We start from the raw sequence: 10956 nt of genomic DNA, 5'->3' as shown, positions 1-10956 counted from the left end.
TATGCACCTGTCAGCCCTGACACTGTTCAGAGGCAGGCACCTGTCCTACCTCCTGAATCCAAACACAGAAAAAGAGGGACTAAGCCCTCTTCTCATATCACAGCGCCAACCCTCAATCCGCATCCGAATCAAACAACCGCGCCAATTCCACCCGCGCCTCCTTGGCCGTCTGCATCACCTTGGCCCGGTCATCGCGCACAAGCCCCTGGGCCTCCAGCACTTCCTCGTCATGCTGGGCAAACCGCTCGATCCGGTCCGCCGCCTGCTCGTCGCTCAAGCCCAGCCCGACCAGCGCCCGACGGGTCATCTCCAGGCTGGAATAGAAGGTCTCGCGGATCGGTTCTGCGCCCACATCCGCCAGCTTGTGCACATGCTGGCGGTTACGCGCCCGGGCCAGCACTTTCAGGTGTGGATACTGGCGCTTCACCCGTTCAGCGGTGTGGATGGCGGCCTCAGGGTCATCGATGGTGATGATGAAGTACTCCGCCTCACCGACCTTGGCCGCATGCAGCACCTCGGGGCGAAGAGGGTCGCCGTAGAACACCGGCACTTGCTCGAACATGCGCGTCATCTCGATGGCGTCCACCGAGGTTTCCAGGGCAATGAACGGGATCTTCTGCGCCCGCAGGATGCGCGCGACGATCTGGCCCATGCGGCCCATGCCGACGATCACCACCCGCGGTGTGCCAGCGTCGATGGCCTTGTACTGCTCGGGCACTTCACGCGCCGGTTGCGGGCGCTTGAGGGCGCGGGCGCAGCCGAGCATCAGCAGTGGGGTGATGGCCATCGACAGGGTGATGGTCATCAGCAGCAGGTCGTAGGTCTGGGTATCGAACAGGCCCTGGTCCTTGCCCAGCTTGAACACCACGAAAGCGAATTCGCCACCGGCAGCCAGCACCATGCCCAGGCGCAGCGCGCTGGCGCTGTTCAAGCCACCGGCCAGGCGGCCGACGGCGATTAGCAGCACCAGCTTCACCGCCACCAGCAGCAGAGTCAGGCCCAGCAGCACCAGCGGCATTTCCAGCAGCAGACTCAGATTGGCGCCCATGCCGACGCTGATGAAGAACAGCCCCAGCAGCAGGCCCTTGAACGGCTCGATCTGCGATTCCAGCTCGTGGCGGTACTCCGAGTCGGCCAGCAGCAGGCCGGCGAGAAAGGCGCCCAGGGCCATGGAAATGCCGGCTTCCTCCATCAGCCAGGCGGTGCCGATCACCACCAGCAGCGCGGTGGCGGTGGACACTTCCGGCAGGCCGGTGCGGGCCACGGTGCGGAACACCGGGCGCAGCAAGTAGCGGCCGCCGATGATGACCACTGCGATACTGGCGAAGACCTTCAGGCCATGTTGCAGGCTGTCGCCGTGGCTGGTGTCCGGGCCGCTGGCCGCCAGCAACGGGACCAGGGCGATCAGCGGGATCGCGGCGATGTCCTGGAACAGCAGTATGGCGAACGCCAGGCGGCCATGGGGCGCATTGAGCTGCTTGGTTTCGGCCAGACTTTGCAAGCCGAGTGCGGTGGACGACAGCGCCAGGCCCAGGCCGAGCACGACCGCCGCCGGCAGCGACTGGCCGAAACCGAACAGGGCAATGGCGCCGATCACCGCGCCGGTCAGCAGCACCTGTGCGGTGCCGACGCCGAATACCGACTTGCGCATCAGCCACAGGCGCTTGGGCGACAGCTCAAGGCCGATGATGAAAAGCAGCAGGACCACGCCCAGTTCGGAAATGTGCGCGACGCTTTCGGTATCGCGGATCAGGCCCAGGGCCTGAGGCCCGATGGCCACGCCAGCGAGCAGGTAACCGATCACGGCCCCCAGTTGCAGGCGCTTGGCCAGTGGGACGGCGACGACTGCGGCGAGCAGGAAGATCACCGCGGTTTGTAGAAGGCTGCCTTCGTGTGGCATTGGCTCGTACTCCATGAGCTGCCGGGGCAGCGTTTGAACAGTTTGACGGACAATTCTGGAGGCTGGGGAAAGGCAAGACAATAAGCCTGGACGGAGAAACATTGTCCCTGAAAAAGAGACAGTAGCTGCTCCTACAAGCAGCCAAACTGCGCCCGATACTGCGCCGGGGTCATGCCGATCCGCTCGCAGAACACCTTGCGCATATGCCGGTCACTGCCAAACCCGCATCGGGTCGCCACCACCTTCAACGGCAGATCGCCGCATTCGAGCAGCTTGCGCGCCTGGTCGATCCGCGCATTCTGCAGGTACTGCAGCGGCGTGATCCCGATCTCGCGTTGAAAGGTCCGGGCAAAGTTGCGCCCGCTCATGGCCACCAGGTCGGCCATCTTCTGCACGGTGAACGCCTGGTCGATGTGGTCGACGATATAGGCCTGCACCCGGGCAATCGGCGAATCATCCCGCGGTACGGCGGCCAGCAGCGGCCCGTAAGGCGTCTGCCCGCCCTGGCGATGGCGGGCAACCAGCAGCACCTTGGCGACCTCCAGGGCCAGCGCCTTGCCGTGGTCCTCGGCCACCACCGCCAGCGCCAGGTCGATCCCTGCAGTGATCCCTCCCGAAGTGATCAGGCAGCGGTCGATCACGTAGATCTGGTCAGACTCGACCTTGGCCTCGGGAAACGCCTGGGCCAGGCGCTCCACGTAGTTCCAGTGGGTAGTGCAGCGATAGCCGTCGAGCAACCCGGCACGCCCGAGCACGAACGCCCCGGTGCAGATCGCGCCGAAGCGCCGTGCCCTGTCAACGGCGGCAGGCAGCCAACGCTCGATCGCCGGCAGCGCGACGTGGTAGGCCCCCGGCCCACCCGGTACCAGCAGCAGGTCGATGCGGGCTGGCAATTGCTCCAGGCGCAGGTCGGCCATCACCTTCAGGCCGCAAGAACCGCGGATGGTCCCCTGGCCTTCGGCCACGGTCACCAACCGATAATGCTGGTCTTCAGGCAGGAACCGGTTGGCAATGGCAAAGGCATCCATCGGCCCGGTCACATCCAGCATCAGCACATCATCGAACAGCACCATGGCCACGGTGCGTTGGGTGTGGTTTTCCTGCATACCTCTTTCGCCTTGAATGCTGACCGCTTGTGCGGCATGAAGCTGAGTAAGAAACGCATCTTAAGGTATCGGCCAAAAGGCCAGGGCCAGCAGCGCACAATTAACAACAATTCAGGTTTGCCTCAGGACTTTGTCATGCCCCGGCGGCGAGACTTTCTTCATTGAACAGGAGAGTCGCCATGCACCCTGGGACGCCCCAAGCGCTTCTGCACACTCCCGGCGCGCTGACCCCCGCGCGGCTGCGTCAGGCCAAGGAATTGATGTTGCACAGTTCGCTGTCGATCATCGAAATCGCCGCTGTATGCAACCTCACCCGCAGCCATTTTTCCCGTGCCTTCAAGGTCAATACCGGCCTCTCGCCCCAGGCCTGGCGCCTGCTGGCGCGCATGGAAAAGGCCAAGCGCCTGCTTGTCACCGAGGCGCCGATCACCCACGTGAGCCTGGAGTGCGGCTTCTGCGACCAGGCCCACTTCACCCGTGCCTTCAGCCGCCTGGTCGGCCAACCGCCCAAGGCCTGGCGCCTGGCACAGGCATTTTCTTAAGCCGGCTCTATCCGCCGGTATAAGCCCTTGGGACAAGCCACCCGGTAAGTCCCGCTCCGTTTTCCCAACCCAAGGAGTCACCCCATGAGCCAACCTGATTACAAGCGCCTGAACAAGGACGATGCCGTGGTCCTGCTGGTCGACCACCAGACTGGCCTGATTTCGCTGGTGCAGGACTTTTCGCCCAACGAGTTCAAGAACAACGTGCTGGCCCTTGGCGACCTGGCCAAGTTCTTCGGTCTGCCGACCATTCTCACCACAAGCTTCGAGCAAGGCCCCAATGGCCCGTTGGTGCCGGAGTTGAAAGAGATGTTCCCGGACGCGCCGTACATCGCTCGCCCAGGCCAGATCAATGCCTGGGACAACCAAGACTTCGTCAAGGCGATCAAGGCCACTGGCCGCAAGCAGCTGATCATCGCGGGTGTGGTGACCGATGTGTGCGTGGCGTTCCCGACGTTGTCGGCGCTGGCCGAGGGCTTTGAAGTGTTCGTGGTGACCGATGCTTCGGGCACCTTCAACGAGACCGTGCAGCAGGCGGCGTGGGTGCGCATGACCCAGGCGGGCGCACAGATGATGAACTGGTTCTCGGTGGCCTGTGAGCTGCACCGCGACTGGCGCAACGACATCGAAGGGCTGGGCAACCTGTTGTCGCAGCGGATCCCCAACTACCGCAACCTGATGAACAGCTATGCGGCGTTGAGCTCGCGTTGAGCTGAACCTGTACCTGCCCTTTCGCGGGCACGCCCGCGAAAGGGCAGGTACAGGTCAAGAAGAACTCACAGGCAGCGTGAAGCGGATCCGGCACCCGCCGAACTCTGAGACCAACGCCTGCAACTGCCCGCCATGGGCCTGCACCACCGAACTGCAGATCGCCAACCCCATCCCCAGCCCTGCTTGCTTGGTGGTATGGAATGGGTCAAACACCCGTGCCCGCTCCTCTGCAGCAATGCCAGGCCCGTTGTCATCGACGCAGATCTCGATCCCATCGCCGGTAACGACAGACGCAATCCGCAGCACACCATCACTGCGATAGCCCGCCAGCGCCTCCAGCGCGTTGGTGATCAGGTTGAACACCAACTGCTGCAACTGCACCGGGTCGGCCATCACGCTCACCCCAGCCTGTAGTTGTGTCTGCACGTCGACCGTGTACTTGGCAGCGTCGGCCGAGGTCAGGCGCAGCACCTCGCGGATCAGCTCGTCGACCTTGACCACCTTGAGCTGCATCGGTGCCTGCTTGGCCAGCGAGCGCAGTGCGCGGACGATGTTGGCGGCGCGCTCGCTGTCGTTACGGATATCTTCCAGGCCAGCCATCGCCTCTTCCAGGTTGGGTTCGGCGCGCTTGAGCCAACGCAGGCTGGCAGCAGCGTTGGAGGCTATCCCCAGCAGCGGTTGGCTGATCTCGTGGGCAATGGACGCCGAAAGCTCGTTCATCACCTGCAGATGGGCGCTGCGCGCAAGTTCGGCGCGTGATCGGCGCAGTTCTTCTTCCATTTGCGCACGGACCTGGTTGTCCTCGGCCAGGCGGGTATACAACTTGGCGGTCTGCAGCGACACCGCCGCCTGCGAGGCGAGGATCTCCAGCATGGCCAGGCGCTGGCTGCCGAACAGGTTAGGCACCAGGCGGTTCTCCAGGTACACCAGGCCGATCAGGACCCCCTGGATCACCAGCGGCAGACACAACACCGAGCGGGCGTTGCGCGTGTGCAGCTCCTGGCGGAAGGCCTCGGGGCAATCGCTCTGGGCGTCGTTGAGTACCAGCGGCTTCTTGGTGCGCATGGTGGCGTTGATGATCGACCGTGGCGCCTGGGTCATGAACTTCTGGCAATTGTCCATATTCACGTGCAAGCCGGCATCGTCGATATAGGCGAGGGCGGCCATCTGGAACTCAGCGCCACTGACGATCAGCAGTGCACCGTGATCGGCGCCGGAATGCTGGGTGAGGTGACCCATCAGCGTTTCGATCAGGCCTTCGAGCAGCACTTCTTCAGACAACGCCCGCGCCGCCTCGATGCCGGCCTCCAGGTCCAGCTTGGCCTGCTGGGTGGCGCGGTGGGTCTCCTGAACGGGCTGGGTGCGCAGGAACGGGTGAAGGGCCTCCAGCTGGTGCACCTTGCCGGTCGCGCCCCAGATATGGAAGCAATCGCGGGCGATGCGCAGGTGCAGGTTGGCGCCGGAGATCAATCCGCTGGGGATGCAGACCTCGGCCAGCTGTTCATGGGCCAGCGCCTGTTCGTGGATGAAACCGGCAGCGGTCGCGGCGATTTGCGCCTGGTCGAAGCAGCGGATGGCCGTCAGGCCGTCGCCTTCGAGCTTGGCGATCACCCCTTCGATCAGCAGCAGCTTGTTGCGAAAGGTCACAGGGTTGAAACAGGCCCAGCGGCTGAAGCGCTCGCGCAGGGATTGCAGTACGGCCAGCTTGTCGGCAAGGCGGCCGGGGGCTTCCGGGCTGCCCAAGGCCAGGCCGCGGAACAGGTGATAGTCTGCCAGGTTGATGTGCGCAGGTGCCGCCCAGGCGCTGTCGCCCGCTGCGCTCAGGCTGCGCATGGCTTGCGCGATATCACCCAGGTAGAACGCTGACATACCGTTGAACAGGTGCTGGAAGAACAGCGTGGTGGGTGACTGGGCATGCAGGGGCGAGGCTGTGCCGGGCATTCCGCTCAGGCTGGCGACGAACCCCTGTTGGGCGTGCAGGATCTGTTCGATATCGCTGTAGCCGAAACTGCGCACAGTGGCCAGACCCTGTACCACTTCCTCGGCGACCTGTGGCAGGTAGCGGCCCATGACCAGTGAGTCGGAAACCAGATGGTTGCAGGCATGGCAGGTCATCGCCAGGTCGCCGCTAAAGCGGGTCGAATCAATTGCCTCCAGCGCCGTGCGGCGGGCGAACTCCATGGGTGAGGTCCAGGCGCTGACCCGGTCCAAGGCCAGCAGGGCGCTGGTGAGATCAGCTTCGAAACCGTGTCGCTCGATCAGCTTCAGCGCTGCCAGGCAGCAGGCGTGGCCGTCGTGGTAGTTGCCGAAGCGATCGGCGATCATCACCCCGTACCAGGCCAGACCGTAGGTGCTGCCCGGGGCGACCCCCTGCAGCAACGACAGCTCCATGAGCTTGGTCAGGTGCAGGAAGCGGATATCGTCCTGCACGAAAAACGACGACGACAGGGTGGCCAGCAGGCCGATGGCAACGGCCACTTCCTCCGAGTCGGTGCGCGGTAGCGAGGCCAGGCAATGACGCCCTTTCTGTTCGATCAGGGCCTCTACCTGCGCATGGCTGGCCTCCACCTGCTGTGGGGCGACACCGCGAGCCAGGCTGATGCCCAAAAGCTCGAGGCCGGCGACGGCGGTGGTGATGGCGGCCTGGTAGTCGCCGCGCAAGGTGTGCAGGCGTGCCTGCAGCTTGCATACCCGCGCCCGGTCCAGCGGCGAGCATGCGCGCTGAAGGCATTCGATGAGTCGCCCCTGGGCAGCGGCCATGCGCGACAGTTGCAAGTCACACTCCGCCGCCATACAGGCGATAGCAAAGGCATGGGTGGCGTGGCTTTGCGGCGTTGCGCCGTGGATCAGCAACTGCTCGCACACCTGCAGATGAGCTGCCGATTGTTCACACGCACCGCTGTCGCGCGAACGCAGCGCCGCTTCACGCAAAAGCTGCAGGAACACATCGCGCTCATCCGCTGCAAACCCGCGGGGGCTGGCGCGTTGCAGCTGACTGGCGATCTCGAAAACCACCTCCTGCAAGTCGTTGTGCCAAACCTGGAGCATGGCTTGGGCTATGCGTGCATGCAGTTGAGCCCGATCACAGGTGGGTGTGAGTTGATAGGCGGCCTCCATCACCCGGTCATGGGCGAAGCTCAGGCCTTTCTGGCCCGGCAGCAGGAAGCCCATGTCAATCAAGGCTTTCAGCGGTTTATCCGGCGGCGGTACAAGCAGCAGGTGCAGCAGGCGCTCATTGCAGCGGCTGCCTGCCGCGCTGGCGACCCGCAGCACATCGCGCTGGGGGGCCGGCAGGCGTGCCAGGCGGTGGATCATCAGGTCGGCGACGTTGTCGGCGTAACGTTGCCGGGCCACGGCCTGCAGGCACCATGACCAGCGCATGGCCTGGGTGTCGAAAGTGAACAACCGGTCCTCGACCATGGCCTTGAGGATCTGGTTGATAAAGAACGGGTTGCCGGCGGTCTTGTCGTGCACCAGTCCGGCAACCTGCAACGCCTCGTCTGGGCTGACGTGGTAGCGCTCACTGATCAGTTCGGTGACTGCACCGACGTCCAGTGGGCGCAGGTTCAGTGTCGTGGAGCGCAGCGCTACGGGAACTGCCAGCGGCACGCCAGCAGTGGGCGTATCGTTGCGCCGGGTGACGATCAGCAGCAGGTTGTCCGGCGCCTGGGCAAGCAACTGTGCCAGTAGCTGCCGTGTGCCATCGTCAGCCCATTGCAAGCCATCGAAACACAGCACCAGCGGGTGGCCTGGGTAGCTGAATACCTGCAGGAACTCAACGATCGCCCGCTGTTCTTTGTGCAATGCCAGGCGCGTGGGCTTTTCTGGCAACTCGGGCAGTGGACCCAGAATCAATTGCAGGTCCGGTGCCAGTTTGCCGAGCAGCCGACCGTGGCCTTCGATGCGCTGCAGGATCTCGCGGCGCAGGGTGTCGAGGTCCTGGCTGTTCTTGGCCAAGAGCTGGGTGGTCAGTGAACCGAGGATCTCTACCCAGGGGGCATAGGGCACGGCCTGGTCCGGACTGTTGCACTTGCCGACAGCCCAGTAGCCTTCGGCATGCGCTTTGAGTGTGGCCTCGACCAGGCTGGATTTGCCCAGACCCGCAGCGCCGTTGATGAACAGCACTTGGGGCTTGCTGTCGCGACGCTGAGTATCGAGCATCAGGGCGATCAGCTTCTGTTCGGCAGTGCGGCCATACAAGCGCTCGCGACTGGGCGAAACCGGGTCGGCGCAGCCGGGCTCGAAGGGGGCGATGGTTTTGCTTGCGGTCCACTGCCGTTGGCAATGGGCCAGGTCTACGGCCAGAGCCCGGGCGCTCTGGTAGCGGGCGTCAGGTTCCTTTGCCAGGGCCTTGGCCAGGATCCGGCTCAGTGGCAGCGGTACCTGGCTGTCGACCTCACAAGCCGAGCGTGGCTGAACGCCGGCGTGCAGCTGGCGCCAGTGCTGGGCATCCCGCCCGGCCAGCGGCAGCTCGCCCAGCAGCAGCTGGTAGAGAATCGCACCCAGGGCGTAGATGTCGCTGCGCCGGTCGCTGCTGCTGCCGTGGGGGCAGATCTGCTCCGGCGCCAGGTAGGCCCAGTTGCCGAGCGCGTTGCCCTGTTCGCTGATCAGCTCTGGTGTGTCGGCACGAAAACAGCCCAGCCGCACCCGCTGGTTCGCCTGCAGGCAAACATGTTCGGGCTGCAACGCACCGTGCAGCACATTGCGCTCGTGGGCCTGAGCCAGGGCGTCGGCGGCATTTACCGCGATATCGAAGAACAGGGGCAGGTCAACCGGGCCTTCACTGATCAGGTCGGCGATGGAGCGGCCGGTCGGGTACACCAGCAACGGGCCTTCGGCGCAGCGGACGAACGCTGAGGGGATGACCGCCCACTGCGGGTCCAGCTGCAGGCGATAGTCACGCTCCAGGCGCTGGCAGGCTGCGGGAGCTTCGAGCGGGGCGCGCACGGCAATCCAGGCCTGGCGAGAGACGGGGTCATGCAAGCGGAAATAGCTGAGCTCACCGTCCTGGCCCAGCTGCGTGATGTTGCAGCGATTCAGCCAGCCGTCGTCGATCGACTGGTCGAAATCGATAGGCCTGTTGGCGAGGCGTTCATCAAGCATAAAGCACCCCCTGCTAGCGACATCCTGGCGCACGAGTATACGCAGCCGCCCGCTCAACAATGGGCGCTGCGGGCGGCTTGGCAGGAACGGGCACGCTGTTGTCCGTTATCAATACCTGGCGGCTGGAGGGCGCTTGTATAGTGAAAAGGCCACCTATCCCTCGGGATAATTGTCTGAATGCGTGTGCTCGCCTAGGCTGCCCGAGGCTGCGCAGACGCCCATGCCCGCGAGAGGAAACCATGATCCGAATAGGCAACGCCCAGGTGTCGCTCGAGCGACGAGAAGCCTTTCTCGATGGCAAGCCGATCCTGTTGGGCGGGCGGGCATTCGAGGTGCTGGCCACGCTGATCAAGGCCAAAGGCCGGGTGGTTGGCAAGGATGAGCTGTTCAGCCAGGTGTGGGCCGGCACGGTGGTCGAAGACAACAACCTGCAGGTGCAGGTGTCGCTGTTGCGCAAGGCCTTCGGTGACCGCGGGCTGATTCAGACCGTGCCGCGGCGGGGATACCGCCTGGCCGCCCAGGTGAGCTTCGATGTCCCTTGCCTGGCGCTGGGCCAGTCACCGTTGTGCGCCATGGCCGAAACCAGCGAACCGTGCTACGACGTTGCCAACGTGCCTGTGCTGGTTGTGGATGACGACCCTTCTGTGCGCAAGGCGCTCGGTCGCCTGCTGGGTTCGCGGGATATTCCACACCGGTTGTTCGCCAGTGCCGAAGCGTTGTTCGACGCTCGCCTGGAAAGCCCCTGCGCCTGCCTGCTGCTGGATATGCATCTGGCCGAAACCACCGGCCTTGAGGTTCAGGCTACGTTGCGCCGGCTAGCGCTACCCTGGCCAATCATGTTCATGACCGGCTTCGGCACCATCCCCATGACGGTCCAGGCCATGCGCGCCGGGGCCGTCGAGTTCCTGACCAAGCCCTTCGACGAAGACCAGTTGCTGGTGCTGCTTGATTCGGTACGCGCACGCGCGGTGATCGAGGGGCGCAAATGGCAGCATGCGCGACAGGTCGAGGAAAAGTACCAGCACCTCACCCAGCGCGAACGCCAGGTGTTCTCGCTGGTGGTCGGCGGCTTGTCGCACAAGCAGATCGCCAGGGAAATCGGCACCAGTGAAGTGACCACCAAGGTGCACAAGAAGAACATCATGAACAAGATGCAATCCCGCTCGCTACTGGAGCTGGTAGCCATGCACAACGTCATCGACGCCCGGCCCGGCGCATGAACAGAGCGGTGTGCATCGTTGATGATGATGCTTCGGTGCGCAAAAGCCTGGGTAACCTGCTGCGCTCAGCGGGGTTCGAGTGCCTGGCGTTCGCGACGGGGGAGGTGTTCCTGGCCTCGAACCAGGTGCGCGAGGCAGGCTGCGTGCTGCTCGACCTGAAAATGCAGGGGATGAACGGGCTGGACGTGCAGCAGGAACTGGTGCGGCGGGGTTGGCTTTTGCCAGTCATCTGCATGTCGGCGCACTGGGACGAGCGGGCGCTGCAGGCGGCGCTGCGCAATGGCGCACGGGGTTGTCTGGGCAAGCCGTTTTCCGAAGAGGTGCTGCTCAAGCTGGTCGAAGAGGCGTTGGCAGGTGAATGAGCACACCTGAAC

At 64.1% G+C, this 10956-nt stretch carries 7 protein-coding genes; 4 read left to right on the top strand and 3 right to left on the bottom strand.

From position 1 onward, the window contains the following. Positions 1-112: 112 nt before the first annotated feature. Both APH33_RS18135 and APH33_RS18130 read right to left on the bottom strand, forming a co-directional pair. Positions 113-1900, bottom strand: coding sequence for a monovalent cation:proton antiporter-2 (CPA2) family protein (locus tag APH33_RS18135; protein ID WP_054886477.1), 1788 nt, complete (start codon positions 1898-1900; stop codon positions 113-115). Positions 1901-2031: 131 nt separating this feature from the next. Continuing rightward, entirely contained in the window at positions 2032-3006 is a 975-nt protein-coding gene (locus APH33_RS18130) for a GlxA family transcriptional regulator (protein WP_054886476.1), read from the bottom strand. A 179-nt stretch (positions 3007-3185) separates the two neighbouring features. Here APH33_RS18130 and APH33_RS18125 point away from each other — a divergent pair, with 179 nt between their 5' ends. Both APH33_RS18125 and ycaC read left to right on the top strand, forming a co-directional pair. Continuing rightward, the gene (locus APH33_RS18125) at positions 3186-3548 is read left to right on the top strand and encodes an AraC family transcriptional regulator (protein WP_054886475.1); all 363 of its coding nucleotides are present in this window, start codon (positions 3186-3188) and stop codon (positions 3546-3548) included. Between the two features lie 84 nt (positions 3549-3632). Then, the gene (gene ycaC, locus APH33_RS18120; protein ID WP_054886474.1) at positions 3633-4259 is read left to right on the top strand and encodes an isochorismate family cysteine hydrolase YcaC; all 627 of its coding nucleotides are present in this window, start codon (positions 3633-3635) and stop codon (positions 4257-4259) included. Between the two features lie 54 nt (positions 4260-4313). On the opposite strand, the gene APH33_RS18115 is transcribed toward ycaC, so the two are convergent. Next, positions 4314-9362 (bottom strand): ATP-binding sensor histidine kinase, encoded by a 5049-nt coding sequence (locus tag APH33_RS18115; protein WP_054886473.1) that lies wholly within the window; start codon positions 9360-9362, stop codon positions 4314-4316. Positions 9363-9601: 239 nt separating this feature from the next. Between APH33_RS18115 and APH33_RS18110 the strand changes: the two genes are divergently transcribed. After that, positions 9602-10582, top strand: a complete 981-nt coding sequence (locus APH33_RS18110; protein ID WP_054886472.1) for a response regulator — start codon at positions 9602-9604, stop codon at positions 10580-10582. Further along, positions 10579-10944 (top strand): response regulator transcription factor, encoded by a 366-nt coding sequence (locus APH33_RS18105; protein WP_177332421.1) that lies wholly within the window; start codon positions 10579-10581, stop codon positions 10942-10944. The genes APH33_RS18110 and APH33_RS18105 overlap by 4 nt, the downstream gene beginning before the upstream one ends. Positions 10945-10956 lie beyond the last annotated feature (12 nt).

Origin of the sequence: Pseudomonas sp. NBRC 111130, from assembly GCF_001320485.1 — a bacterium.
GTDB lineage: Bacteria > Pseudomonadota > Gammaproteobacteria > Pseudomonadales > Pseudomonadaceae > Aquipseudomonas > Aquipseudomonas vlassakiae.
The sequence above is the reverse complement of the archived record's forward strand: the minus strand, read 5'-3'. Positions and strand labels throughout refer to the sequence as shown.